Raw genomic sequence first — 24,808 nt, 5'->3', positions numbered from 1 at the left:
GGCCGGGTCAGCGGGTGACGCTGCGGGTGCGGCTCCAGCGCCAGACGGCCGTCACGATGACGGCGCCGACGATCGAGCCGATGATGCCGCTCGGGCGCAGCGCGAGGCCGTCCCCCGCGATGAGGCTCGCGAGGAGACCACCGACGAAGGAGCCGACGAGGCCCGCGACGATGGCCATCGTCCAGTCGACGCTCTTGCCCTCGCGGCCCAGGATGAGCTGGGCGGCTGCGCCGACGAGCATGCCGAAGAGGATCATGCCGATGATGAGCATGGGCCGAGCATAGGCCCGCCGAGCCGGCTCAGGGGCGGTTGTCGCCCGAGTCCTCCTCGGAGGGAGCCCCGGCCGGGTCGGACGTCACACGCACGGACGGTGCCGCGGCCTGCTCGAACTGCTCGACCCGCTCGATGAACAGCATCAGCGACGCGTCGAAGTCCGGGTCGAACGTCGGGTCACGGTGGCGCAGCCACACCCGGTTGAGGACGGCGCAGCCGACGATGAGGTGGCCAGCGACGAGGAGCCACACGAGGACGGCGCCGGCGACACCGAGAGAGCCGTAGAGAGCCGAGGAGTGCTCGATCTTGGCCGGCAGGTAGACGCGGCTGACGACGTGCAGCGTGGCGAGACCCACTCCGAACAACAGTCCACCGGGCAGGAGGTCCGTCCACGACCGACGCCGGTCGGGCAGGTGCAGGGTGATGAGCACCCAGCCTGCGCCGGAGATCGCCGCCTGGCTGACGAACGACAGAAGGATGCCGCCCGGCAGGAGGTTGTCCAGTCTCACGACGAGCGCCGCCCCGAGGAAGATGCCCAGCCACGCCGCACCGAAGACCAACGTCGCGCGGATCAGCTCGCGCTGCGTGCGACGGGGCACCTGGGCGTCCCAGACGTGAGCGTTGACGATGACGAGGTTGCGCATGAGGGTGCGTGTCGTCCACAGCGACAGGACGAGCCCGACCACGACGGCCACCACCCATGACCCGCGGGACTGGTCGAGAGCCCCCGCGATCTCCTGTCGCACCGCGCCCGTCACGCCGGCGAGGTCGACGGCGTCGTCCGCAGCGTTGGGCATCAGGGGGCTGAGCCCGGACACGAGCCCGGCGACCAGCAGCGCCAGGGGGAGCAGCCACAGGAAGGTCCGGAACGCGACGGCGCTCGCGAGCAGCATGCCCTGGCGGGCGACGTAGAGGGCGGCCATCTCGAGCGGGACCTTGACCGCGGGAAGGCGACGGGACAGCTCCATGTACTTCCGGGCATACCGCGTCGCGGTGTCCTCGCCGCGCGACCGCAGACGTGCCAGGCGCCCCGACGACTGCTCCGCCGTTCCCCTGTCAGCGGGCAGGTCTGCGTGGTGCCTGGCCCCGTGTGCCATGGCTGAGGTTCCCACGGCGGGCGCCCCCGTGGTGGGTCTTCGCGCGTTCGGACCGGACCGCACCTCCCGCTGGCGCCCGATCTGCGCCACGCTGGACCTATGCCAGCCACCACGGTCGTCCTCTTCGGCGCCACCGGAGACCTCGCCAAGCGCAAGCTGCTCCCGGGGATGTTGCACCTGCACGAGTCCCAGCTCCTCGAGGGCCTGCGTGTCGTCGCGACGTCGCTCGACGAGATGACCCGCGAGGAGTTCCTCGACCTCGTCTTCGCGTCGGTGCGCGAGCACAGCAGCCACAACGTCAGTGACGACGACCTGCGTGGGTTCGCCGAGCGGATCCACTGGGTGCCGGGCACCGCCGGCCCGCAGGGGATCCGGGCGGCCGTCGACGAGTCCGAGGCGATCCTCGGCGCCGACGCGTGGCGGCTGCACTACCTCTCCGTGCCGCCCAAGGCTGCCCTCGCCGTCGTGCACCAGCTCGCCGAGGCCGGTCTCGTCGAGCGCAGCCGGATCATCATGGAGAAGCCCTTCGGCACCGACCTCGAGAGCGCCCGCAAGCTCAACGCCGAGCTCCACGAGGTCTTCGACGAGGAGCAGATCTTCCGCATCGACCACTTCCTCGGCAAGGAGGCGGCCCAGAACATCCTCGCCTTCCGCTTCGCCAACGGCCTCTTCGAGCCGATCTGGCACCGCAACCACATCGACCACATCCAGATCGACGTGCCGGAGACGCTCGGCCTCGCGCAGCGCGCGGACTTCTACGAGAGCACCGGCGCCTACCGCGACATGGTCGTCACGCACCTCTTCCAGGTGCTCGCCTTCACCGCGATGGAGCCGCCGACCGCGCTCGAGCCCCACGCCATCAGCGAGGAGAAGAACAAGGTCTTCCGGTCGATGTCGCCGATCGAACCGCACGACGTCGTGCGCGGCCAGTACGTCGGCTACCGCGACGTGCCCGGCGTCAAGCCGGAGAGCCAGACCGAGACCTTCGTCGCGCTCAAGTGCTTCGTCGACAACTGGCGCTGGGCGGGTGTGCCCTTCTACCTGCGCACCGGCAAGCGTCTCGCGGAGGGTGCCCGCATCATCTCGATCGCCTTCAAGGAGCCGCCGCGCTCGATGTTCCCGGAGGGCTCCGGCGTCGGGGACAACGGGCCGGACCACCTGACCTTCGACCTGGCCGACAAGGCCCGCATGTCACTGTCCTTCTACGGCAAGCGGCCCGGCCCCGGCATGAAGCTCGACAAGCTCTCGATGCAGTTCTCGATGGGAGAGACGACGTGGGCGGGCGCCGTGCTCGAGGCCTACGAACGGCTCATCTACGACGCCTCGCGCGGCGACCGGACACTCTTCACCTCGGCCGAAGGCATCGAGCGTCTCTGGGAGATCAGTCAGCCGCTCCTCGACAACCCACCGATCGTGCGACCGTACGACCCGGGCACGTGGGGCCCGAACCAGATCCACCAGCTCGTCGCGCCCTTCACGTGGCGCCTGCCCTTCGAGCGACGGTGGCGCGACCCCAACACCATGGGCGCCTGAGCAGCTCGCACCACGAGGTCGATATTCGGCTGCGCGGGCCCGGAGCTCGCGAGCACACTGGGGTGGCCCGCTAACGATGGAGGCGCCATGGTGCGCACACGTCTGGTCAGGGCCGCGACCACCGCGACCACGGCTGCTGTCGCGACCGCCGCCGCCGGCCTCCTCGCGGCCTGCGGGAGCTCGCTCGGGACGCCGAACCCGGGCCCGGTGCCGGCCGCGGCGACCCCCGGGGCGAGCTCCTCGATCTCGACCCCCGTCGCCGAGGGCACCCTGAACGGCCCACAGGCACAGGCGGGGTCCGGCGCGGTCACCGACATGGCGTACCTTCCGGGCACACCCGTGTGGTGGTCCGGGTTCGAGATCGAGCTCGTCTCGGCGCATCTCGACACGGCGACGGGTGGGCTCGAGGTGCAGGCGCGGCTGACGAACACGTCTCCCGTCGACACCAACCTCGGCGCGACGCGAGCAGAGATCTCGGTGGGCTCCCCCGACCACGTCACGGCGTGGGACACCGTGTCCGACACCATCCCGCACGGCACGACGCTGCCCAGCAGCCTCCGCTTCCCCTCGGTGCCGGACGACTTCGACCTCTCGACGGCCCAGCTCGTCCTCGGTGGCGAGGGCGACCACCAGGCGGTGTTCGCTCTCGGTGACAAGCAGGCGACCGCGACCGCCGTCGCCACCCGACCGCGTGCCGTGCCGGCCACCGTCGTCATCAGCAACGCCCACACGGGTGCCCGGTTCGAGTCGCGGGACGTCAGCCTGCTGGCGGCAGCGTGCTCGGGCACCAACCCGGTCGACGTGACCTACGTGCCGCTCGCCTCCGACCAGCTCGTCCTCGAGCTCGTCGGGACGATCCGGTCACCGTCGCGTTCGGTGGGCGGCGTTGCGGCCCAACGGGCGACGGCAACTCCTGCCGGCGGCGAAGAGGCGCTCGCCGAGCCGGGGCTGGGCCTCGTCCTGGGCGCGGACGCCCCGCCGGTGCGCCGACTGCACCTGTGCTTCCCCCTCCCGGCCGACACCCACGGGCGGGTGGACCTGGCCTTCGACACCCGACTCGTCGGCGAGGACTTCGTCACCGCGACAGGCTCCGTCCAGCTGCCCTGACGGTACGGCCGGGGGTGCCTCAGCGTGGGCCGTCGACGACCGTCTGGCGGGTGAAACCCTTGTAGCGCGTGCCCTGGTGCATGAGGTGGCCGCGGTCGCCCTCGGCCAGCTGGCCGAAGTCGCGACCGGACATCATCAGCTCACGGCGTTCGCCGGACGGCTCCTCGAACGTCACGAAGTACGTCGTGCTCGAGGTCGACGGAGTGCCGGGGCTCATCGGGGCGCCGGCGTCGGCGAGTCCGGGAGACCCGAAACGTCTGCGCACGTCGGTGCGACGCGACACCACGAGCGCCTCGACGCCGCGCAGCGGGCTGGCCTCGTTGGCCCGCCACTGCGCGAGACCCTTGACGATGACGAAGGCGAACCCCGCGACGACCATAGCGGCGACGAGGACGAAGAACGCCAGGAACAGCGGCGGTGGACCCGAGAGGGTCTGGTCGAACGGTCCGAGCTCCTCGGTGAGCATGCCAACCCCTGTCGTCGTCCGGGTGAGTCACCTTCTATGACTGCGTCCCCGGCCCGAATGGTTGCACGCCGCCGCGCTCTGTCTATCGAGCGTCCTTCTTCGCCTGTCGGCGGGCGCCCTGCGACTGCGACGACGCGTCCCGCTTCAGGCCGCCCGTCGTCTTCGTCGCGCGTCTCCTGCCCGACGGCACCGAGGCTGCGCCGGTCGTCGACGCAACCGACCCGGGACCCGTTCCGGCCTTGACCTCACGAGCCGCCGCGAGGCGCTCGGCCTTGAGGTCGGCGGCCGCGGCTCGCGCGACGACGCCGAGCCTCGCACTGACCCGTGCGAGAGCCAGCTCGAAGACCTCGGCCCGGTCGGCGTTGAGCCGGTTGGCCGGTCGCGCCGCGCCGCGGGCCCCCTTGGCCGCGACCCGCGCACTGGCCTGTCGGCGATAGAGGCCGACGTGCTTGGTGCGGGCCCGACGCACTCTCTGGTGCAGCTCGATGAGCTCGTCCTCGGACAGCTCGGCGAGGCGGGCCGGCTCGGTTTCGCGGACGAGGTCGGCCTGGGCCGCCGTGAGCGATGTCGTCGTCGTCGTCATGGCACTCGATCCTCGTCGCGCCGACGCCGGTGGGCATCACCTGTTGGGGGTGATGCCCACCCCACCTCACTCGCCGGGGTAGACGACCCCGACCTGACGGCGTACGGCATCCATCGTCTCCATGACGCGCAGCGTCGTGGCGTGCGGCAGGAGCGGCGACTCGGTCTCCCCGGCCACGAGGCAGCGGGCGAACTCGGCCGCCTCGTAGGAGAAGCCGCGCACGTCCTCGGTGAGGCCACCGGGCCGCTCGTCGATGACCTCGTTGTCGGGGCCGACGAGCCGGATCGTCGAGCCCGGACCGTAGAAGGCGCCGGACAGCTCGAGGCGGGCCAGGGTGCCGGCGACCACCGCGGTCACCGGTGTGACGGCGGCCATCGTGCACGAGAGCACGCCGTGCGCTCCCCCGGCGCCCGTGACGGTGATCGTCGTCGTGGCGTCGACGCCGAGGTCGGTGAGCGTGCCGGTGGCCGTGACGGCGGACGGTGCGCCGAGCACGAGGTCGGCGAACGACACGGGGTAGACGCCGAGGTCGAGCAGGGCGCCGCCTGCGAGCTCGGGCTGCGAGAGACGGGCCGGGCCGCCGGGGTAGAGGCGCTGCCCGTGGTCGGCGAACACGGCGACGAGCTCGCCGATGAGGCCGGTCTCGACGACGTGCCGCACGACGTCGTAGTGCGGCAGGAAGCGGCTCCACATCGCCTCGACGACGAGCAGGTTCTGGGACTCGGCGGCCGCGAGCACCTCGCGGGCCTCGGCGGCACTGCGGGTGAAGGCCTTCTCGACGAGCACCGGCTTGCCGGCCTCGAGCGCGAGCAGCGCGTGGTCGCGGTGCTCGGAGTGCGGCGACGCCACGTAGATCGCGTCCACCTCCGGGTCGGCGACGAGCTCCTCGTAGGAGCCGTAGGCGCGCGGGACGGAGAACTCGTCGGCGAAGTCCTGCGCCCGCTCGCGGCTGCGCGAGCCGACGGCGACGACCGACGAGGACGTCCCGACCGCCACGGCGTCGGCGAAGGCGTGCGCGATGCCGCCCGGCGCGAGGACGCCCCACCGGATGGCGGGGGCGTCGTGCGGGTCGGGCGTGCGGGGCTCGGGCAGCTGGAGGGGCACGTCGATGGGCAGGGTCATGCGTTCACATCCCAGAGGTGGTGGCGTATGTCGTGGGTGAAGTAGAGCGCGAGGGTGCGGGCCGTGAACTCCGAGCCGTTGCTGCGCAGGGCAGGCCACTCCCACTGCGTACCCGCCGGGAGGGCGTATGCCGTCGCCGCGGCCTCGAACGCCGCCGTGACCTCGCGTGCCACGACGTCGGGGTCGGAGCGCCAGTACTGCTGCTCGACGGCGGTCTCGTCCTGGTCCCAGTTGGCGAAGCGGACGACCTCGCCGCCTCCGGCGAGGATCTGCTCGAGCCGGCCCCGCATGACGTCGCAGACGTCGCGGACGTGGCAGGTGTACTCGAGCGGCGACCAGACGCCATCGGCCGGGCGGGCGCGCACGTCCCCGCGACCCAGCGCGGCGGCATACCGCCGACCCGCGTCGCGGAGCAGCGCCGGCACGTCGGCGGGCTCGACCGCCGTGGCGTCGAAGCCGCAGTCGGCGCACGGTCGCGTCAGGACCCACGTCCAGTCCGCCTCGTCCGGCGTCGACGGCCCGGGGTCGGTGAGGGGCTCGCTCATGGCGCCCAGCCTAGGGCCGTGCCGCCCACCGGTGAGCGGCAGTTCGGGAGTCCACCGTGCGGGGGATACCGTATGTCTTCGTGCTCAAGGACTACCTGCCGTGGATCGTCGCCGGCCTCGTCGTGCTGGCGCTGGTCATCGGAGGAGTCGTCCTGACCCGCGTCGCCCCTGAGGCGACCGCGACGCTTCGCCGGCGTCCCCGCCCGCCGCGCGACCACTTCCGCAGCGGCGACGAGAGCCCCGCCCCCCTCAAGCGGGCCGGGATCGTCATCAACCCGACGAAGTTCACCGACCTGCCCGCGGTGCGCGGGCGGATCACCGCCACGTGCCTCGCGAACGGCTGGGGCGAGCCGCACTTCTACGAGACGACCGTCGAGGACCCCGGTCAGGGGCAGGCCGCGCAGGCCGTCCGCGACGGCGTCGACCTCGTGTGCACGCTCGGCGGCGACGGCACCGTGCGCAACGTCGCCACCGCCCTCGTCGGCACCGAGACGGCCCTCGGCATCCTGCCAGCCGGTACCGGCAACCTGCTCGCGCGCAACCTCGACCTGCCCGTCGCCCTCGAGGCCGCCGTGGCGGTGGCGCTGACGGGTCGCAACCGGCGCATCGACGTGGGCGAGCTCGTCCTGGGTGCGGCCGCGGGCGCGACGGGCGAGGACACCGACGAGCCGGTCGACCCCGAGACGCACTACTTCCTCGTCATGAGCGGCGTCGGCATGGACGCACAGATCATGGCCGGCACCAACGAGAACCTCAAGGCCAAGGTCGGCTGGCCCGCCTACATGGTCTCGGGCCTCAAGCACCTCGTCTCGCCCGAGTTCCGCATCGCGGTCAAGGTCGACGACGACCTCGAGTTCCGCCGCCGCGCGAGGATGGTCGTCATCGGCAACTGCGGACGCCTGCTCGGCGGCCTCGTGCTCATGCCGAACGCGCGGGTCGACGACGGGCAGCTCGACGCCGTCATCGCGTCGCCGCGCGGGGTCGTCGGCTGGGTGCCCGTGGCGACGCGGGTGGCGACGAGGCAGCGCAAGGGTCACCCGACCCTGGACCACAAGGCGTGCAAGGAGATCCGCGTGCGCACCGACCGGCCCGTGCCCGTCCAGATCGACGGTGACGTCATCGGCGAGGCCACGGAGGTCAGCGCGACGGTGCGCCCCGGCTGCCTCACGGTGCGCGTCAGCCAGTAGGGCTCGGGGGCCGCGTCAGGCGAAGAGCGCCTGGCCCCAGTGCTGCCCGTCCTTCAGACCGGGCGGGCAGGCGAAGACGGCCGAGCCGTTGTGCTCGATGTACTCGTTGAGCACGTCGGCCTTGGCCAGCGCCCGCTGCATCGGCACGAACTGCTTCTCCGGGTCGCGCATGTAGGCGAGGAAGAAGAGGCCCGCGTCGAGGTGGCCGACGCCGTCGGAGCCGTCGGTGAAGTTGTAGCCGCGCCGCAGGATGCGTATGCCGCCGAGCTGGCTCTCGTGCGCGAGGCGCACGTGGGCGTGGACGGGGATCGCCGGCTGGCCGTCGGGGCCCTTCTTCGCGAAGTCGAGCGTGTCGAACTCCTTCGCCTGGCCGAGCGGCGCCCCCTCCTTCTTGTCCCGACCGATGATGTCCTCCTGCTCCTGCAGGCTCGTCCGGTCCCAGACCTCGATGTGCATGCGGATGCGGCGCGCGACGAGGTAGGAGCCGCCGGCCATCCACGCGCCGCCGCCGGTCTCGTCGTCCGGCGCGACCCACACGTGCTGCGCGAGGCCCTCGGGCTCCTCGGCCTTGACGTTGTTGGTGCCGTCCTTGAAACCGAACATGTTGCGCGGCGTGGCCTGCGCGGTCGACGTCGAGGACGTGCGGCCGAAGCCGAGCTGCGACCAGCGCACGGCCACGACACCGAAGCCGATGCGCACGAGGTTGCGCACGGCGTGGACCGCGACCTGCGGGTCGTTGGCGCACGCCTGGATGCAGAGGTCCCCGCCCGTGCGACGCGGGTCGAGCTGGTCGCCGGTGAAGGCGGGGAGGTCCTGGAGCGCGGCCGGGCGCTTCGGGGCGAGGCCGAACCGGTCGTCGAAGAGGGACGGGCCGTAGCCGATCGTGATCGTCAGCCCCGATGCCGGGAGGCCGTAGGCCTCGCCGGTGTCCTCCGGGGCCCGGTTGGGACCGCCACCGACGAGTCCGCCCGGTGCTGCCTCGGCTCCGGCCGTCATGCGCTCGGCCGCACGGGTCCAGTCCTCGAGGAGCTGGCGCAGCTGCTCGCGGTCCTTCGTCACGACGTCGAGCGCGACGAAGTGGAGGCGATCCTGCGCGGGCGTGACGATGCCGGCCTGGTGCTCGCCGCGGAAGGGGATGGCGGCATCGAGCGCGAGGGCGGGCGTGGTCGTGGAAGTCGAGGCACCTGTCGCGCTGACGTCGTCACCGCGCGAGACGGCATACGCGGTCCCGGCGCCGGCCACGACGCCGGCGACGGCAGCCGTGCCCGAGGCGCCGAGGAGCCGACGGCGGCTGAGTCCGTCGTCGCTCACGTGGCCTCCACGACGCCCGGGACCTTGGACACCTGCTCGGAGAGGGCGTCGAGCGAGACGGTCAGCTCCTTGATGTCGGCCTCGGTGAGCGCGGTGTATCTCACGTAGTCGGCGCCGGTCTTGTGCTTGGCGAGCAGGCTCGACAACTCCTTGAAGTCGGCGTCGAGAGCCTGCTGCAGGGCAGGGTCGCGCTCGAGGATGACGGGGCGCAGCACGTCGAGCGCCTGGCGCGAGCCCTCGAGGTTGCCGTCGAAGTCCCAGAGGTCGGTGTGCGAGTAGCGCTCCTCCTCGCCGGTGATCTTGCCCGTCGCGACCTCGTCGAGCAGCGCCTTGGCGCCGCCCGCGATCGACAGGGCGGTCGGCTCGACGGTCTTGCTCTTCGCGGCGATCTCGGTGACGTCGGCGAGCAGCTGGTCGGCGATCGCGCTGGAGTCCTTCTGGAGGCCGTCCTTCCAGAGGTCCTTCTCGAGGCGGTGGTAGCCGGTGAACGCCATGCCGTCGGCGATGACGTCCTCACGGCCGTCGATCTTCGGGTCGAGGTCGCCGAAGCTCTCGGCGACCGGCTCGATGGCCTCCCACGGGTGTCGCGCCTCGGCGTAGAGCGACTTTGCCTTCGCGACGTCACCGGCCTTGACGGCGGCCACGAACTCCTCGGTGGCGTCGACGAACTCGTCGGCCTCGGACGCGACGAAGGCCTTGTAGTCGGCGATGGCCTTGGCGACCTTGGAGTCGGCGCTGCCCTTCGCGGCGGTGCCCGTCACGGTGAACGCGCCGCGGATGCCGTCGCCGACCATGCCGGGCTTGCACGAGGTCGTGAACGTGCCGGGCTCGGTGATCTCGACCTTGAGCTCGCGGCTCAGGCCGGGCGTGATGTTCTCGACCTCGGAGACGATGCGGTCGCCCTCGGCGTAGAGGTAGAACTCGTTGACCTTGGTGCCCGAGTTCGTGACCTGGAAGGTCACGGTGCCGGCCCTGGCCGTCGTGGCACTCAGCGTGCACGCCGTGTCGGTCGCGCTGACGGTGATCGGCCCGCCGGCGCCCCCGGCCGCGGTCGAGCCGGCCGTGGCGGTCGGCTTGTCGGCGCAGCCGGTCAGGGCGAGGGCCGCGGCGAGGGACAGGGCGACGGGCACGGCGGTGCGCACGGCGCGGGCGGCGGGACGCAGGGCAGGGCGGGGCATGGTGGTTCTCCTGGAGGGCTTCGGTGTGAGTGCGAAGGGGCGGGCCGGACGGGCGCGTCGGGAGCCGACCGGTCAGGCGGCGACCGTCGGACGTGCGTCGCTCGTCGGGGTCGCGGCCGGGGCCGGCTGGGCCGGGGCCTGCTGCGTCGGGCGGGCCGGGCGCAGGAAGAGGGTGAGGACGACGCCGACGTAGAGCACCCAGGCGATGGCCTGGAGCACGGTCGTCGCGGGCGTGAAGTTGAAGATGCCCTTGAGCAGGGTGGCGTACCAGCTGCCCGGGTCGACGGTGGCGCTGACGTCGAAGGCGAGCGTGGTCAGGCCGGGCAGGAAGCCGGCCTCCTGGAGGTCGTGGATGCCGTAGGCGAGGATGCCGGCCGCGACGAGGACGAGCAGGATGCCGGTGTAGCGGAAGAACTTCGCGAGGTTGATCTTGACCGCACCCCGGTAGATGAGCCAGCCGAGGACGACGGCGCCACCGAGACCGATGACCCAGCCGATGAGCGGCTGGTTGTTGCCCTGGCCGGCGGCCTCGGTCGTGGCGTAGAAGAAGATCGCCGTCTCGAGGCCCTCGCGCCCGACGCCGAGGAAGGCGACGAGGGCGATCGCGAGCGGGCCCATGTCGAGGGCCCGGTCGAGCTTGCCCTTGAGCTCGCCCGAGATGGTCCGCGAGGCGGACTTCATCCAGAAGACCATGAAGGTCACGAAGACGACCGCGATGATCGAGGCGCTGCCGCCGATGAGCTCCTGGGCCTCGAAGGTCAGCTGCTTCGTGCCGTAGGTGAGCAGGGCGCCGAGGGCGACCGACAGGGCGACGGCGACGCCGACCCCGGTCCAGACGTGACGCAGGGCCCAGCGGCGATCGGTCTTGACGAGGAAGGCCACGAGGATGACGACCACGAGGGCCGCCTCGAGTCCTTCTCGGAGTCCGATGAGCGCGTTGCTCGCGAGCACGGGTGCCTTCTCTCAGGTTGTTCTCAGCAATTACGCCACGGCGACGTGACGGAAATCAGGAAAGCACAGGTAAGCCTTGCCTAACAACCCGGTCCCGGTGTCAGAGTCGCCACATGAGCACGCCTGAGCCCTCCTCCCCGGCCTTCTCCGGCTTCCCTCCCGGCGCCCTGTCCTTCTACGCCGAGCTCGAGGACGTGAACTCACGGGACTGGTGGCTCGCCCACAAGGACGTCTACGAGCGCGACGTGCGCGAGCCGATGCTCGCCCTGCTCGACGGTCTCGAGGACGAGTTCGGCCCGGCCAAGCTGTTCCGACCGAACCGCGACGTGCGCTTCAGCGCCGACAAGTCCCCCTACAAGACCCACCAGGGCGCGCTCGTGGGCTCCGGCACGGTGCTCGGCTACTACGTCCAGGTCAGCGCCGACGGTCTTCGCGCGGGCGGCGGCTTCCGGACGGTGAGCCCGGCGCAGACCGCCCGGTTTCGGGCAGCCGTCGACGCCCCGTCGAGCGGGCTCGGGCTCGAGACCATCCTCGAGACGTTGCGCGGCAAGGACTTCGAGCTGATGGGTGAGCAGGTCAAGACCAGCCCGAGGGGGTATGCCGCCGACCACCCCCGCATCGCGACGCTGCGCCACAAGGAGCTGATGGTCTCCCGCGACTTCGGCGCGCCGGCGTGGCTGTCGACGGAGCGGACCCTCACCGAGGTCCGGGACACGTGGCGGGCCGTGCGACCGCTGACGGCCTGGCTCGAGGAGCACGTCGGGGCCGAGGAGCCCGCGGCCCGGCGGTGACGTGCCCGGCGTCCCGGCTGCGACCGGTCAGCCGGGTTTGCGACCGATGACCCCGAACATCGTCACGGAGAAGAAGGCCGTGCCGGCCCGCGCCGCGGCCATGACGTCGGCGAGGAGCCGGTCGGCCTCCTCGCGGGTCAGCGCGCCCTCCTCGACCGCCGCGTCGGCGTTCCGGTGGACCACGCCGCTGCCGAGCAGCGCGCGCGGCGGCATGACCAGCGCGGCCGAGCCGATGTCGTGGTCGACGAGAAGCCCGGCGGCCCGGAGCTGGTTGGGCAGGTGTCGCGCCGCGAACGGGTTGGGCATCCGTCGCCAGTTGGCCTCGGTGTAACGGCGCACGAGGTCGGGGTCGCCGGGGTGGCTGATGACGGTGCCCCAGTCGCTGTCGAGGACGGCGGCTCGTCCACCGGGCGCGAGCACCCGGGCGAGCTCGTGGGCCGCGGCCTGCGGGTCGGCGAGGTGCTGGAAGACGCGCTCGCAGCGCAGCACGTGCACGGCACCGTCGGCGAAGGGCAGGTCGGCGGCGTCGCCGTCGATGAACGTCGCGGCCGACCCGAGCAGGGCCGCACGCCGCGACGCCTCCTCGCGCAGGCCGGGGTTGGGCTCGACACCGACCGCGCGTCCGTTCGGTGCGACGGCCTCGGCGAGGCGTCGCAGCTCCGTGCCGAGCCCTGCCCCGACGTCGACGACCGACTCACCCGGCTCCGGCGCCAGCGCCTCGAACGCCCACGCCCGCAGGCGCCGGACCGCGGGCTGCTGCTCCTGCGCGTCGAGGAGCGCGACGAGGGTCGCGACGCGGGCAGCGCCGCCCTCGCCGATCCGCTCCCGCGTGAACATGTTCGGGGCGGCGCCCGACTCCTCGGGAGGAGTCGGACCCGACTGAGGGGTCACCGCTCCAGCATGCTGCCCACCGTTCGGATCGGGGCAGGGTTTGCCGAGAACTGTCGAGGGTGGGCGGCTACGTTGGGCCGGTGACCCAGCGCAGCGTCCCGGTCGACGCGTACATCATCGGTGCCGGCCCGGGCGGTCTGGCCGTCGCCGCCGCCCTCAAGGCCCGTGGCCTGCACGGCGTCGTCCTCGAGCGGAGCACCGGCGTCGGCACGTCGTGGCGCAGCCACTACGACCGGCTGCACCTGCACACACCGCGTGAGCTCTCCGGCCTTCCGGGCTTCCCGATCCCGAAGGAGATGGGCCGCTGGGTCGCGCGCGACGACGTCGTGCGCTACCTCGAGCTGTATGCCGCCCACCACCGGCTCGACGTGCGCCTCGGCACCGAGGTGAACCGGGTCGACCGATCCGCGGACGGTGAGTCGTGGACGCTCACGCTCGCGGACGGGACGACCCTCACGGCGCCGTACGCCGTCGTGGCCACGGGCTTCAACCACACGGCTCGCGAGCCGGACGTGCCCGGCCTGCAGGGCTATTCCGGTGAGGTCGTGCTGGCGCGGGACTACCGCAACGGGTCGGCCCACGCCGGCAAGGACGTCCTCGTCGTGGGCACGGGCAACACCGGCACCGAGCTCGCCGTCGACCTCGTCGAGCACGGTGCCGCGTGCGTGCGCCTGGCCGTGCGCACGGTGCCGCACATCCTGCGCCGCAACACGGGGCCGTATGCCGCGCAGTACACCGGCATCGCCGTGCGGCACCTGCCCACGGCCTTCGTCGACAAGGTGGCGCCGATCGTCGGTCGCCTGCAGACCCCTGACCTGTCGGCGCAGGGGCTGCCGCGTCCCGACACCGGCCTGCTGACCCGGGTCGAGCGCGACAACGCGATCCCGGTGCAGGACGTCGGCATCATCGACGCGATCCAGCGGGGCGCCGTCGAGCCGGTGGCCGCGCTGCGCGAGTTCGACGGCGACACCGTCGTGCTCGCCGACGGCACGCGCCTGACGCCCGACCTCGTCGTGCTGGCGACCGGCTACAGCCAAGGGCTCGAGCCCCTCATCGGGCACCTCGGGGTGCTCGACGCGAAGGGCCGGCCGGTCGAACGGGGCGGACGGACCGCCCGGGGCGCGAAGGGTCTGTGGTTCACCGGCTACACCAACCCGATCTCCGGCATGCTCCGCGAGCTGTCGATCGACGCCCGCAAGATCGCCCTCGCCATGGCGCTGCGCAAGCGTCGCGAGGTCAGGGCGCGCCGCAAGGCCGCCTGACGCGCCCAGCCCGGACCGAACGCGGCGTTCGGCGGGAAATCGGTGGCGGGGTCAGGGGCGGTGCTGGCCGCCGAGGTTGAGGAAGGCGGCCGCGACGTCGTCCGTCTCGGCGACCGAGCGGGCCAGGGCCTCGTCGCTCGGGACGCCGGAGGCGAGCAGCTCGTGGTGGCGCGTCATCGTCGTCGCTGCGACGTCGTCGGGCACCGGCGCCACGGCCGCGACGACCGAGCGCGCCCCGAGCGAGAGCAGCGACAGGGCGAGGCCGAGGGACTCGTGACCGGGGCGGGGTGAGGTGAGCCCGACCTCGCACGCCGACAGCACGACGTGGTCGGCGCGCACGCCGGTGGGCTGCAGCTCGTGCGCGAAGACGGGTCCGTCGTGCAGCACGAGCGAGGAGAAGAGCGGTGACTCGACCTGGTGGGTGCCGTGGGCGGCGACGTGCACGACACCCGGGCGGGCGAGCGCCCCGACGAGCTCGGCTCGCCGTGACGGCTCGGCGAGGCTGGCGATGTCGCCCCACGTGCCGACGATGGCGCGACCCTCACCCGACGCGCGGGGCACCGACGGGCCGACGCTGACGTGGACCGGTGCCGGGCCGGGGGCCTCGTCACGCGACGAGGCCCGACGGGTGAACGACGTCAGCGACAGGGCGACCGTGAACGGCCGTCCCGTCATCGACGGCAGGAGCGCCCACGGGAGAGCCGACAGCTCGGGGCACGTCACGACGACGAGGCCGCGGTCGGTGCGCCACGGCCGGAGCAGTCCGTCGTCCAGCTCGGTGGCACTCGCACGCAGCGACGACCAGACGGCACCGGCGAGCGGACCGAGGTGGTGCGTCGCCGCGGCCCGCAGGTCGACGCGGATGCGTTGCGCGAGCTCGGCGGCACGGTCGGCCGGCATGAGGTCACGCAGCGTCGCACGGCCGCCGACGACCCCGACCGCGCCGATGCGGCCACGATGCCGGAAGAACCACACGAGGTCGCGGTCGACGCGGCCCAGGTGCTCACGGGCCTCCCGGACGCGCACGGGCACCGCGCGGGAGGCACCGCCGCTGCGGCTCAGGGCCCAGTCGCGGTCGCGGATCTGGCGCTCGAGGCGCGACGCGTGGTCGTGCAGCTCCCGTGCCTGCTCCGGGTCGCCCTCGCCGCGCAGGTGGCCCCGGACGGCGCGCAGCTGCTCGGTGAGCCGCGCGAGCTGCTCGTCGTCCGGTCGTCCGAGCGACGGCAGACGGTCGGTCGCGCTGCGCCACCGCTCGAGGGCCTCGAGCACCGCGCCGCTGCCCCGCGGCACCGCGAGCTCGAGGTCGAGCTCGGAGAGCCGGGCCCCGTGGACCGCACGGGCCGTGCGCAGGTCGAGGCTGGCACTGCCCTCCTGACCGGCCGCGAGGCGACGGGAGGCCCGAGCGAGGATGCGTCGGGCGGGCGCCAGGTCACCGGTCGCGACGAGCGTCATCGCGGTGACGACCGCGGCGTCGAGCTCGTCGGAGAGCGATCCGGTCGAGACCCGCTCGAGGCTGAGCAGCCTCGTGTTGGCCCCCGCCGGGTCACCGGCGAGCAGCAGCGCCTGCGCGGCGACGACGCGCGCGCTGTCGGCGAGCTCGGAGTCGCCCAACTCGGTCGCCGTGTCGGTCAGCTCGTCGGCGGTCGCGGCTGCCGCCGCGGCAAGCGCCACCGTGGCATCCGCGCCACCCACGGGCCCGTCCGGCAGCCCGTCCGGCTGCCCGTCCCGCTCGCGACCACGGCGGGTGCGCCGCTGGCGGTCCAGCTCGACGAGCAGCCCGACGAGCATCGCCTTGGCCGCCCACGCGGTGGCCCCGATGCGGGCGTACGTCTCGCGAGCCGATGCCGCGGCCGAGGCTGCCAGGTCGAGGTGGCCGAGGAGCCGGTGGGCGCGTGCCAGGGCGAGCTCGAACTCGGCCCGCATCTGGTCGTGGCCCTCGCCCTCCAGCGCGTCGAGGCCACCGTGCAGCGCCTCGACGGCCTCCTTGACGAGCCCCGCCTCGAGCAGCACCTGGGCGCGGTCGAGGCGCGCGGGGCCGGTGAAGACGTCGGACTCGAGCTCCTCGGCGAGCGCCATGCCGGCGAGCGACCGCGGGATGTCACCGAGGAGGTAGGCGGCATACCCCTCGTTGTGGCGGGCCATGAACTCCTGGGCCACGCCACCGAGGTCGTGCGCGAGGCGCGCCGCCTCGGCGAAGGACTCGAGCGCCTCCTGCGGCCGGAGCAGCTCGAAGGCGAGCATGCCGCGGCTCAGGTGCACCGAGCACTGCTCGCGCTCGGTGAAGGCGTCGAGGCGGCGCACCGCCCCCTCGAGCCCGTCCCACGCCGAGGCGAGGTCACCGACGCGGCCGTGGATGTTGGCGCGCTGGTAGTCGAGCCGCGCCCGGAGCGCGTCGTCGCCGAGCTCCTCGACGAGCACCTCGGCCTCGGAGAGCCGGGCCAGGGCGGCCTCCACCCCCGACAGCATGAACTCCGTCAGGGCGAGCGTGACGAGCGTCTTGCACCGCAGCTCGAGCCGGTCCCGCGAGGGCGCGGCGCCCGCCACGCGCTCGATCTCGTCGAGAGCCGCCGTCAGCGAGCGCGCCGCGTCGACCGGCCTGCCGGCCATGTTGTCCGCGGCACCCTGCTCGCGCAGCGTGCGTGCACTCTCGAGCAGATCGATGGCTCCCGCCCGGCCTCTCCTCAGGGGCCGGTCACCACGTCAGTCCGGATCGTCAGATCTGGATGGTGGGGGTGATGACCGGTCGCATGTCCGCGTTGCCCGGGTCGGTGACGACGAAGTGCACCGGCCCATGGGGTAGATCATCCAGAACGAAGCGCCCGTTCGCATCCGAAATCACCGTCGAGCTGCCTTCGGTCGTCACGGCTTCGATCTGCGCACCCGGTGTCGTGACCCAGCCGTCGACGCGCACACGGTCGTCGGCGTCGTCCGTGTCGTCGGAGTCCGCGGGGCCGGACGAGACCATGAGACTCACCGAGGCGGCCGTGAAGGTCACCGAGTCGGTCGGTGTCGGCTCGACCTTGGCGTCGGCGCCCCGCGTCGTCAGCAGGGCCGAGTCCATGAGCTCGGCGACCTCGGCGTGCAGGGCGTGGACCGTGATCGCGAACTTGATCCGCTCGGCGAGGTCGCTCGGGACGGGGTCGGCGTGCCCGAAGAGGTCACGCACGTGGTGCAGGTTGGCGATGTCGCGGGCATCGATGGCGTCAGTGTGAGATGTCATGTCAGACCGCCCATCCGGGGTCGGTGCCGAGGGTCGTCCTCAGCTTCTGGAGGCAGCGGCCACGGGTCGGGCCGATGCTGCCGACCGGCATCCCCAGCGACTCCGCGATGGCGGCGTAGTCGGGGCGGTCGGCGAAGGCGATGACCCGGAGCAGCTCCTGGCACCGCGGTGAGAGGGTCGAGACGTGCTTCCACAGCACGCGCTGGCGCTCGGAGAGGATCGACTGCGCCTCCGGGTCGAGCTGCTGCGCCGGGGCCTCCGGCACCTCCTCGACACCGAACTCGCGGCGGGCGCCGCGGGCCAGCCGCCAGACCTCGCGCTTGACGACGACGACGAGCCAGCCGAGCACCGCGGCCGGCTCGTTGATCGAGTCGGCCCGGTCGACGAGCTGGAGGAACGCCGTCTGGATGGCGTCCTCGCACGTCGCCGGCGCCCCGCCCTGGGAACGCGCGGCGTTCCAGAGGACCGGGGTCACGAGGTCGACGAGCTCGGAGAGCCGCTCGCGCTCCCCCGCGCGGTAGGCGGCGAACGCCTTGCCGGCGAGGGTCCCGAGTCCGTCGGGGGCGGTGGGGGTCGGCGTCATGATCGCGCCCTTCCGATGCAGGAGCGCAGCGCGCGGATGGCGCGCTTGCGCATCACGGGCGACGAGACGTCGGTCAGGCCGCCCTCGTCGATGAGGGCCGCCGCGAGCTCTGCCGCGAAGACCGGGGTGGAGAAGGACGTGCCGCTCCAGACGCCGAAGCCACCGGTGTAGTCGTCGGGGTCGACCGTGCAGCGCACCGTGCCGTCGGCCGAGACCTGCGACGACGGCTGGCCCATGCCGTTGGTGAGCGGCAGGGTGCTGACGACCGAGACTCCGGCGCGCACCGCGCTGACGACGGGCAGGTTGTTGGAGAAGAGGGCGACGGTGACGCCGTCGGGATTGCTCGCCCCGACGCTCGCGAGCGGAGGCACCGACTTGGCCGTGATCCGCGCGGGCGGCTCGGCGGCGAGCGCCGCGGGCACGAAGGGAGCGTCGGTGCCGTCGTTGCCGACGCCCGCGACGACGAGGACACCGTGCTCGGCGAACCGGTCGAGCAGGTCGGCGACCGGGCCGGAGGTGTACGTGCGGTCCTCGGCGTAGTAGCCCATCGACAGGTTGAGCACGTCGACGACCTCCGACGCGTCGTGCTGCTGACCGTGCACGTGCCGGTCGAGCAGTGCCTGGAGCACGTCGAGCAGGTAGCTCTCGTCGACGACGCCGTCGTCGCCCATGACGGGGATCGAGACGATCGTGGCCTCGGGGCAGCCCTGCCGGAGCAGGCCCGCGATGAAGGTCGCATGCCCCTGGAGCAGCCCGACCGGCTCGGCAGGTGCAGGGACGGAGATCGGAGGATCGACCGGGGGTCCGGTGAGCAGCGGGACGAGTCGGCCCTCCTTGAGCTCGAGCCGCACGATGCCGGAGTCGTCCTTGAACCACGGGTGCCCGGCGATGGCTGTGTCGGGCACGACCACGACGGGGCTGCGTTCGAGCGTCCGCGCCCTCAGGCGCGGGTCGGGCAGTGCGAGCGCGACCGGCATCCGGCCGCCGCGTCCGGGGACGGCATACTCCTGGACGGCGTTCGACACACCGCCCCAGTAGCCACCCACGCCACCCCAGTAGCCCCCGACGCCACCCCAGTAACCGCCCACGCCACCCCAGTAGCCTCCGACGCCGCCCCAGTAGCCGTCGGCCGGGCGCAGCACGTGCTCGAGGCTCAGGCGTTCGGCGATCGGTTCGTTCTCCTGGCGGAGCCGCTGGAGCACGCTCCACGCGTCGACGGGCTCGATGGGCGACCGGGTCGGCCGGATCGTGATGCTCGTGCCCCATCCGGGCTGGTCGAGGTCGCGGGTGCCGCCGTCCTGCCGCGGCGTCACCGTGTAGTCGAGGTCGAGCTTCGCGAGCGCCTCACCGAGGTCGTCGAGGCCACGGGTCCTGCCACCCTCGTTGCGCACGAGGAGGCGGTCGGCGAGGTAGAGGGCGGGAAGCGGCGGGCGACCGTCGGTCAGGCGCATCGCCGTGGCCGGGTCGAGGGCGCGGACGGGCGGACGTTCGGGGCGGCGGGCGCCACCGGTCGCGTTCTCGCCGGTCGCTCCCTGTGGGGCGTCGGGACCCGACTCTGACATCGACAACCTCCTGAGGGGCGGATGGTGTTGGAAAGACCCTTACACCCGACTGAGTGTCCGTACTCGGTTTCCTGATACATCGGGCCTTCCGAACTTTTTCGTCCGGAGACGTATCAAGCCCGTACGGGACGACTCTGGGAGGTCAGGGGGAACGGTCACCGGGCTGCAACGGGGCGCTGCGGAGGGGCAGCTGGCCCGGTGACCTGCACAGGGGTTCGGGACTTCCAGGGGGCGGTCCCGTCCGTGGGGCGCCGGGCCTGGCAGCACCGGCGCCCCCTCCCCTGCCTCAGCATGGACGCCTCGGACGGGCACGGCCCACGTATGCCGTCGCCGCGCGTCGGGCTCGCGCGCTCCCTCCCGGCGGCGCATACTTCTCGAACGTGTGCGGACGTCAGGGACCGCACGACGTGAGCTCAGGGGAGTCAGGGTGCAGGGCATGTCAGGCGTTCGGAACAATCACGGTCGGCGGGGCGGGTTCGCCTCCGCGGCAACGATGGTCGTGCTCGGCCTGGCGCTCGCGGCCTGCAGCGGCACGACGCCGCAGACGACGTCCGCCGTCGAGTCGCCCACGGTGACGGCCACGGCGACGGGGACCGTCCAGCCCGGGTCCACCGAGCCGATCCCGACGGTGACAGCCGACCCGCTCACCCCGACGAAGCCCACCCCGCGCCCATCCGCCACGCCCAGCGCGACGGCGACGACGCCGACGACACCGGCTCCGACGCCGACCGACCCGGGCAGCGTCGCGGGCGCCTGCGAGCGGACCCTGCCGGCATACCCCGTGCTCGAGCCCGGCGCGAAGGCACCGGCGGTGCGGGCGCTCCAGTGCTTCCTCAACGACGCCGACTACGGCCCGGTCGCGGTCGACGGCGTCTACGGAGCCCAGACCCGCGCAGCGGTGACCAAGGTCGAGTCGACCTTCGAGGGGCCGGCGCCCAAGCCGGGCCGCATCGACGCCGGCATGTGGGTGCTGGTCATCTCGCGCTCCCTCGGGGACGGCACGCTGAAGGTCGGCTCGAAGGGCGCCGACGTCGTGACGCTCCAGCGGGCGCTGCGGGCCGCGGGCGGCAGGATCACCGTCGACGGCGACTTCGGGGCCGAGACGAAGAAGGTCGTCAAGCGCTTCCAGGAGGCCAACCGCATCGGGGACGACGGCGTCGTGGGCGACGAGACGCTCTTCCTGCTCAAGATGGGCGCGACGATCGGCTGACGCCGAACCGGCCGCACCGCCCGAGGAGGCCGGTCAGGCGCGCAGGTCGTCGAGCCAGGTCCTCGCACGGTCGAAGTCGTCGTCGGACGTGCCGGGCCGCGCGTCGGGGCGACCGCCGTCGGCGCGCGGGTAGGACCCGAGGAACCGCACCTCGGCGCACACCCGCCGCAGGCCCATGAGGGTCTCGCCGACGCGCGCGTCGAGGACGTGGCCCTCGAAGTCGATGGAGAAGCAGTACGAGCCCATGGCCTCGCCCGTGGGCCGCGACTCGAGGCGGGTCATGTTGACGCCGCGGACCGCGAACTGCTCCAGCAGCTCGAGCAGGCCGCCGGCGTGGTCGTCGCGCTGGAAGAGCACGACCGTCGTCTTGTCGGCGCCCGTGGGCTCGGGCAGCGTGCCCGGTCGCGCGACGAGGACGAAGCGCGTCACGGCGGACGCGTTGTCGCCGATGTCCTCGGCCAGGATCGTGAGCCCCTCGTTGCGGGCCGCGACGGGCGCGCAGACACCGGCGTCGAACATGACGTCGCCCGGCTGCCCGAGCGCGGCGGCGCTCGCGGCCGTCGACAGCGTCGGGACGTACTCCGCCTCGGGGAGGTGCTGCCCCATCCAGCCGCGCACCTGGGCCCAGGCGTGCGAGTGGGTGCCGACCGTGCGGACCGCGTCGAGCGGCACACCCGGCCGGGCGCAGAGGACGAAGGTGATGGGGACGAGCACCTCGCCGATGACGACGAGAGGCTCGCCCGTCGCGAGCGAGTCGAGGGTCGCCGAGACGCCGCCCTCGACGGAGTTCTCGATCGGGACCATCGCGGCGTCGATGTCACCGGCCCGCAGCGCCGAGAGCGCAGCGTCGACCGAGCCGAACGGCAGGTGGTCGCGGCCCTCGGCGGCGTCCCAGGCGTCGAGCGCCATCTGGGTGAACGTGCCGCGCGGTCCGAGGTAGCCGAAGCGGTGCAGCTGGTCCGGGGTGCGGGGCGGTGGCGTCACGACGCGTCCTTCGTCCGGTCGGGCAGGCGGGTCGCCGAGGCGAGCGCCTGCTGCTCCTCGGGGGTCAGGGTGATGCTCGACTTCCCGCCGACGATGCCCTTGGCATACGTGCGGGACTCGCCGCGGGCGTGGATCGAGCTGATGACGATGCCGTCCCCGAAGTCGTCGACGATGGCGGCCGAGAAGGAGAGCCGCCCGCCCATGTCACCGAAGGCGTCGTACCGCACGACGGCGACGTTGCGCAGGCTCTGGCGCACGTCGTCCTCGGCGCTCGTCACCTGCTCGCGCAGGCGGGTCAGCTCGGCCGTGAGCCGGTCGATGCGGTGGTTCTGGGTGGCGGCCACGCGTGCGATGTCGGTCTGGCCGTCGTCGTCCAGGGCGGCGAAGTCGCGCCGGACCCTGGAGAGCCGCAGCTGGGCCCCGACGGCGAGCGCGAGGGCGAGCAGCGCGACGGCGACGGCGGCGATGGCCAGGGTCGTCAGCGTCGAGGCGTCCACGATCGGCAAGGGTAGCCGCGCCGGTCGTCCGGAGCCCTTCGATTCCAGCCCGTGACCTCGCCCTCCGCGGACAGGCTCGGTTTGTAGTCTGTCCCCCGTGATCCGCCGCCACCCCGTCAAGACGCTCGTCGTCCTGCTCCTGGTGATGGTGGCTGCGCTCACGCTCGCGTACGTCAACCGCACCACCGTCCCCGTGCCGCCCACCTCGCAGCCGAAACCGGGCGAGTCGCTCGTCGTCGTGGGGCTCGGCGGCCTCTCATGGGACGACGTCTCGGCCGAGGACACCCCCATCCTCTGGGGCCTGCTCCGTGACGGCTCGGCCGCGTCGGTGTCGGTCAAGAGCCTGCGGCTGACGACCTGTCCGACCGACGGCTGGGCCACGGTCTCGGCCGGCGAGGCAGCCGGGCCGGACACGACCGAGTCCCGGCCGCAGTGCACGCCGCTGCCGCCCGTCGCGGGTGACGCGACGACCGGCTACCGCGTCATCGGTTTCGACGCCCTCGCGACGGCGTCGCGCGAGGCGGAGTTCCGGGCCCAGCTGGGACTGCTCGGCGACAGCTTCGCGGCGGCCAAGACGTGCATCCAGGCCGTCGGCCCGGGCGCCGGCCTCGCCGCCGCGACGTCCGACGGCAAGGTCGCGAAGTACTCCCCCTTCCAGGCGACGACCCTCGTGTCCGACCTGGCGCAGTGCCCGGTCAGCATCGTCGACGTCGGTGGCATCAGCTCGACCGACCCCGACCCGACGCGGCACCTCGAGAAGATCAACGGCATCGAGCGGCGCATCGAGCTCGTCATGGACGCCATGCCCAACGGTGCCGACCTCGTCGTCGCCGGCCTGGCCGACCGTGACCAGCAGGAGCGTCTGCGGCTGCTCACGGCGAGCGGACCGCACTACGCCCCGGGGCTGCTCGCGTCGGCCTCGACGCGCATGGTCGGCATCGCACAGCTCTCCGACATCACGGCCACGATCCTCCAGCGCGGCGGCGTGGAGCCGCAGGCCGCCATCGGCGGCCGGGCGCTCAGCGTCGTGCCGTCGGCCAACAACAGCGAGTCGACAGCCGCGGCCAAGCTGACGGTGCTCACCGACATCGACACCAAGGCCGACGCGATGCACGACGTCGTCGCGCCGTTCCTGCTCATCTGGCTCGTGGGCACGGCCCTGGCGATGCTCGTGCTGTGGCTCGTCATGCGCCGGGCCCGCCCGTGGAACCGCCGCTTCACCCGCGCGCGGGTGCTGCGCCTCGTGCGCCTCGTCGGGCTCGTCTCGGCCGCGATGCCCGCCGCGACCTTCCTCGCCAACCTCGTCCCGTGGTGGCGGTGGTCGACGAACACCGTCGTGCTCGTGGCGGTGCTCCTCGTCCTCGTGCTCGCGATCAGCTCCGTACTGACCCTCGCGTGCCTGCAGGGCCCGTGGAGCAGCTCCGCCCTCGGCCCGCTGGCCGCGATGTCTGCCATCACGGCGGGCGTCATCGGCATCGACCTGCTGACGGGTTCACACCTGCAGATCTCGTCGATCTTCGGACTCCAGCCGCTCGTCGGAGGCCGCTTCTACGGCATGGGCAACGTCGCCTTCGCGTTGTATGCCGCCGCCGTCCTGCTGCTGTGCGCCGCCATCGCGCACGCGCTCGTGCGGCGCGACTCCCCGAGGCTCGCGGTCTTCGCGGTCGTCGTCATCGGGGGCGTGGCGCTGGCCGTCGACGTGCTCCCCGCCTGGGGTGCCGACTTCGGTGGGCCGATCGCGCTCGTGCCGGCCCTCGGCTTCCTCCTCATGGGCGTCATGGGCTGGCGCACGTCGGTGCGCAACGTGTCGCTCGTCCTGGTCGTCGCGGGCCTCGTCGTCGGGCTCGTCTGCTACCTCGACTGGCGCCGGCCGGAGTCGGAACGCTCGCACCCGGGGCGCTTCCTCCAGACCGTCATCGACGGCGGTGCCTGGGACGTCATGTCGCGCAAGCTGTGGGCCAACGTCTCCCTCGCCGTGCACCTGCCGGTGCTGCTCCTCGTCGTCGTCGCACTCCTGGTGGTCGTCGTCATGATCGTGCTGCGCCCCGGCATCCTCGGCACCGAGCCGCTCCGCCGCCTGCTCGAGGAGGCCCCGCTCATGCGACGCGGCCTGCTCTCGGTCATCGTCATGGCCGTCATCGGCTTCCTCACCAACGACTCGGGCGCCGCGATCCCACCCGTCGCGGCGATCTTCACCGTGCCGCTCGTCGTGTCGGCGGTCATGCACTTCCTGTCCATCGAGGCGCGCAACGCCCCCGTGCGCAGACGCCGCGACCGCCACCACATCTGACGAGCGGCACACGCCGGCTCGCCGAGGGGGCCGACGTGGCCGGGCGGCGGATCACCCTCGTCGAGGACGTCGTCACGACCCGTTCGGTGCTGACGCGCAGCGACCTCTACGCCGCCCGGGAGGATGCGCGCCCCTGAGCCGCGGACGGGTGCCCTCCGTCAGGCC

The 24,808-nt window shown here is 72.7% G+C and carries 23 protein-coding genes; 7 read left to right on the top strand and 16 right to left on the bottom strand.

Annotated features, from left to right (window positions below):
* Nucleotides 1–7: 7 nt before the first annotated feature.
* Nucleotides 8–271, bottom strand: a complete 264-nt coding sequence (locus H283_RS0111305; protein ID WP_020143633.1) for a GlsB/YeaQ/YmgE family stress response membrane protein — start codon at nucleotides 269–271, stop codon at nucleotides 8–10.
* A gap of 28 nt (nucleotides 272–299) precedes the next feature.
* A complete protein-coding gene (locus tag H283_RS0111300) occupies nucleotides 300–1,370 on the bottom strand; it encodes a YhjD/YihY/BrkB family envelope integrity protein (protein WP_081633844.1) in 1,071 nt (356 codons plus the stop codon).
* A gap of 99 nt (nucleotides 1,371–1,469) precedes the next feature.
* Here H283_RS0111300 and zwf point away from each other — a divergent pair, with 99 nt between their 5' ends.
* Nucleotides 1,470–2,903 carry a glucose-6-phosphate dehydrogenase gene (zwf, locus tag H283_RS0111295; RefSeq protein WP_020143631.1) on the top strand — a complete coding sequence of 478 codons (1,434 nt, stop codon included), beginning with the start codon at nucleotides 1,470–1,472 and terminating at the stop codon, nucleotides 2,901–2,903.
* Between the two features lie 87 nt (nucleotides 2,904–2,990).
* Nucleotides 2,991–4,010 carry a hypothetical protein gene (locus H283_RS0111290; protein WP_020143630.1) on the top strand — a complete coding sequence of 340 codons (1,020 nt, stop codon included), beginning with the start codon at nucleotides 2,991–2,993 and terminating at the stop codon, nucleotides 4,008–4,010.
* A 19-nt stretch (nucleotides 4,011–4,029) separates the two neighbouring features.
* Here the strand turns inward: H283_RS0111290 and H283_RS0111285 are convergent, their stop codons facing one another.
* The 4 genes from H283_RS0111285 to H283_RS0111270 all read right to left on the bottom strand — a co-directional run bounded on the left by H283_RS0111285 (nucleotide 4,030) and on the right by H283_RS0111270 (nucleotide 6,726).
* Nucleotides 4,030–4,476, bottom strand: a complete 447-nt coding sequence (locus tag H283_RS0111285; protein WP_020143629.1) for a DUF2500 domain-containing protein — start codon at nucleotides 4,474–4,476, stop codon at nucleotides 4,030–4,032.
* 82 nt (nucleotides 4,477–4,558) lie between these two features.
* A complete protein-coding gene (locus tag H283_RS0111280; RefSeq protein ID WP_020143628.1) occupies nucleotides 4,559–5,059 on the bottom strand; it encodes a hypothetical protein in 501 nt (166 codons plus the stop codon).
* Between the two features lie 66 nt (nucleotides 5,060–5,125).
* Nucleotides 5,126–6,181 (bottom strand): Gfo/Idh/MocA family protein, encoded by a 1,056-nt coding sequence (locus tag H283_RS0111275; RefSeq protein WP_020143627.1) that lies wholly within the window; start codon nucleotides 6,179–6,181, stop codon nucleotides 5,126–5,128.
* Nucleotides 6,178–6,726 (bottom strand): DinB family protein, encoded by a 549-nt coding sequence (locus H283_RS0111270; RefSeq protein WP_020143626.1) that lies wholly within the window; start codon nucleotides 6,724–6,726, stop codon nucleotides 6,178–6,180. Before H283_RS0111270 ends, H283_RS0111275 begins: the two co-directional genes overlap by 4 nt.
* 80 nt (nucleotides 6,727–6,806) lie before the next feature.
* Here H283_RS0111270 and H283_RS0111265 point away from each other — a divergent pair, with 80 nt between their 5' ends.
* The gene (locus tag H283_RS0111265; RefSeq protein WP_020143625.1) at nucleotides 6,807–7,913 is read left to right on the top strand and encodes a diacylglycerol kinase family protein; all 1,107 of its coding nucleotides are present in this window, start codon (nucleotides 6,807–6,809) and stop codon (nucleotides 7,911–7,913) included.
* A gap of 15 nt (nucleotides 7,914–7,928) precedes the next feature.
* Here the strand turns inward: H283_RS0111265 and efeB are convergent, their stop codons facing one another.
* The 3 genes from efeB to efeU all read right to left on the bottom strand — a co-directional run bounded on the left by efeB (nucleotide 7,929) and on the right by efeU (nucleotide 11,353).
* Nucleotides 7,929–9,224 carry an iron uptake transporter deferrochelatase/peroxidase subunit gene (gene efeB / locus H283_RS0111260; protein WP_020143624.1) on the bottom strand — a complete coding sequence of 432 codons (1,296 nt, stop codon included), beginning with the start codon at nucleotides 9,222–9,224 and terminating at the stop codon, nucleotides 7,929–7,931.
* A complete protein-coding gene (gene efeO, locus H283_RS0111255; protein ID WP_020143623.1) occupies nucleotides 9,221–10,402 on the bottom strand; it encodes an iron uptake system protein EfeO in 1,182 nt (393 codons plus the stop codon). Before efeO ends, efeB begins: the two co-directional genes overlap by 4 nt.
* A gap of 72 nt (nucleotides 10,403–10,474) precedes the next feature.
* Nucleotides 10,475–11,353, bottom strand: coding sequence for an iron uptake transporter permease EfeU (gene efeU / locus H283_RS0111250; protein WP_020143622.1), 879 nt, complete (start codon nucleotides 11,351–11,353; stop codon nucleotides 10,475–10,477).
* Nucleotides 11,354–11,466: 113 nt separating this feature from the next.
* On the opposite strand from efeU, the gene H283_RS0111245 reads away from it, so the two are divergent.
* Nucleotides 11,467–12,144 (top strand): DUF2461 domain-containing protein, encoded by a 678-nt coding sequence (locus tag H283_RS0111245; RefSeq protein ID WP_020143621.1) that lies wholly within the window; start codon nucleotides 11,467–11,469, stop codon nucleotides 12,142–12,144.
* A gap of 27 nt (nucleotides 12,145–12,171) precedes the next feature.
* On the opposite strand, the gene H283_RS0111240 is transcribed toward H283_RS0111245, so the two are convergent.
* On the bottom strand, nucleotides 12,172–13,035 hold the full coding sequence (locus H283_RS0111240; protein WP_156023133.1) for a methyltransferase domain-containing protein: 864 nt from the start codon (nucleotides 13,033–13,035) through the stop codon (nucleotides 12,172–12,174).
* Nucleotides 13,036–13,115: 80 nt separating this feature from the next.
* Between H283_RS0111240 and H283_RS0111235 the strand changes: the two genes are divergently transcribed.
* Complete coding sequence (locus H283_RS0111235; RefSeq protein WP_020143619.1) at nucleotides 13,116–14,297, top strand: NAD(P)/FAD-dependent oxidoreductase; 1,182 nt, start codon at nucleotides 13,116–13,118, stop codon at nucleotides 14,295–14,297.
* A gap of 51 nt (nucleotides 14,298–14,348) precedes the next feature.
* Here the strand turns inward: H283_RS0111235 and H283_RS0111230 are convergent, their stop codons facing one another.
* From H283_RS0111230 to H283_RS0111215, 4 genes are all read right to left on the bottom strand, one after another.
* Complete coding sequence (locus H283_RS0111230; protein ID WP_020143618.1) at nucleotides 14,349–16,904, bottom strand: CHAT domain-containing protein; 2,556 nt, start codon at nucleotides 16,902–16,904, stop codon at nucleotides 14,349–14,351.
* Nucleotides 16,905–17,010: 106 nt separating this feature from the next.
* Entirely contained in the window at nucleotides 17,011–17,517 is a 507-nt protein-coding gene (locus H283_RS26640; RefSeq protein ID WP_020143617.1) for a carboxypeptidase-like regulatory domain-containing protein, read from the bottom strand.
* Nucleotide 17,518: 1 nt separating this feature from the next.
* Nucleotides 17,519–18,100, bottom strand: coding sequence for an RNA polymerase sigma factor (locus H283_RS0111220; RefSeq protein WP_020143616.1), 582 nt, complete (start codon nucleotides 18,098–18,100; stop codon nucleotides 17,519–17,521).
* Entirely contained in the window at nucleotides 18,097–19,662 is a 1,566-nt protein-coding gene (locus H283_RS0111215; RefSeq protein WP_028785520.1) for a S8/S53 family peptidase, read from the bottom strand. Before H283_RS0111215 ends, H283_RS0111220 begins: the two co-directional genes overlap by 4 nt.
* A 436-nt stretch (nucleotides 19,663–20,098) precedes the next feature.
* Here H283_RS0111215 and H283_RS0111210 point away from each other — a divergent pair, with 436 nt between their 5' ends.
* Entirely contained in the window at nucleotides 20,099–20,872 is a 774-nt protein-coding gene (locus tag H283_RS0111210; RefSeq protein WP_156023131.1) for a peptidoglycan-binding protein, read from the top strand.
* Nucleotides 20,873–20,905: 33 nt separating this feature from the next.
* On the opposite strand, the gene pheA is transcribed toward H283_RS0111210, so the two are convergent.
* Both pheA and H283_RS0111200 read right to left on the bottom strand, forming a co-directional pair.
* Nucleotides 20,906–21,856 (bottom strand): prephenate dehydratase, encoded by a 951-nt coding sequence (gene pheA, locus H283_RS0111205; RefSeq protein ID WP_020143614.1) that lies wholly within the window; start codon nucleotides 21,854–21,856, stop codon nucleotides 20,906–20,908.
* On the bottom strand, nucleotides 21,853–22,353 hold the full coding sequence (locus H283_RS0111200; protein WP_020143613.1) for a DUF4446 family protein: 501 nt from the start codon (nucleotides 22,351–22,353) through the stop codon (nucleotides 21,853–21,855). The genes pheA and H283_RS0111200 overlap by 4 nt, the downstream gene beginning before the upstream one ends.
* Nucleotides 22,354–22,450: 97 nt before the next feature.
* Here H283_RS0111200 and H283_RS0111195 point away from each other — a divergent pair, with 97 nt between their 5' ends.
* The gene (locus tag H283_RS0111195) at nucleotides 22,451–24,643 is read left to right on the top strand and encodes a hypothetical protein (RefSeq protein WP_051103609.1); all 2,193 of its coding nucleotides are present in this window, start codon (nucleotides 22,451–22,453) and stop codon (nucleotides 24,641–24,643) included.
* Nucleotides 24,644–24,808 lie beyond the last annotated feature (165 nt).

This window comes from Terracoccus sp. 273MFTsu3.1 (genome assembly GCF_000383675.1).
In the GTDB taxonomy this organism is placed as follows: Bacteria; Actinomycetota; Actinomycetes; order Actinomycetales; family Dermatophilaceae; genus Terrabacter.
This window is presented reverse-complemented; position numbering and strand designations above follow the sequence as displayed.

Coding starts and splice junctions, on each gene's coding strand:
- H283_RS0111290 (WP_020143630.1), top strand. CDS start 2,991: ATGGTGCGCACACGTCTGGTCAGGGCCGCGACCACCGCGACCACGGCT.
- H283_RS0111210 (WP_156023131.1), top strand. CDS start 20,099: ATGTCAGGCGTTCGGAACAATCACGGTCGGCGGGGCGGGTTCGCCTCC.
- H283_RS0111245 (WP_020143621.1), top strand. CDS start 11,467: ATGAGCACGCCTGAGCCCTCCTCCCCGGCCTTCTCCGGCTTCCCTCCC.
- H283_RS0111305 (WP_020143633.1), bottom strand. CDS start 271: ATGCTCATCATCGGCATGATCCTCTTCGGCATGCTCGTCGGCGCAGCC.
- H283_RS0111215 (WP_028785520.1), bottom strand. CDS start 19,662: ATGTCAGAGTCGGGTCCCGACGCCCCACAGGGAGCGACCGGCGAGAAC.
- H283_RS26640 (WP_020143617.1), bottom strand. CDS start 17,517: ATGACATCTCACACTGACGCCATCGATGCCCGCGACATCGCCAACCTG.
- H283_RS0111230 (WP_020143618.1), bottom strand. CDS start 16,904: ATGGCCGGCAGGCCGGTCGACGCGGCGCGCTCGCTGACGGCGGCTCTC.
- H283_RS0111280 (WP_020143628.1), bottom strand. CDS start 5,059: ATGACGACGACGACGACATCGCTCACGGCGGCCCAGGCCGACCTCGTC.
- zwf (WP_020143631.1), top strand. CDS start 1,470: ATGCCAGCCACCACGGTCGTCCTCTTCGGCGCCACCGGAGACCTCGCC.
- H283_RS0111300 (WP_081633844.1), bottom strand. CDS start 1,370: ATGGCACACGGGGCCAGGCACCACGCAGACCTGCCCGCTGACAGGGGA.
- H283_RS0111270 (WP_020143626.1), bottom strand. CDS start 6,726: ATGAGCGAGCCCCTCACCGACCCCGGGCCGTCGACGCCGGACGAGGCG.
- H283_RS0111275 (WP_020143627.1), bottom strand. CDS start 6,181: ATGACCCTGCCCATCGACGTGCCCCTCCAGCTGCCCGAGCCCCGCACG.
- efeO (WP_020143623.1), bottom strand. CDS start 10,402: ATGCCCCGCCCTGCCCTGCGTCCCGCCGCCCGCGCCGTGCGCACCGCC.
- H283_RS0111285 (WP_020143629.1), bottom strand. CDS start 4,476: ATGCTCACCGAGGAGCTCGGACCGTTCGACCAGACCCTCTCGGGTCCA.
- H283_RS0111220 (WP_020143616.1), bottom strand. CDS start 18,100: ATGACGCCGACCCCCACCGCCCCCGACGGACTCGGGACCCTCGCCGGC.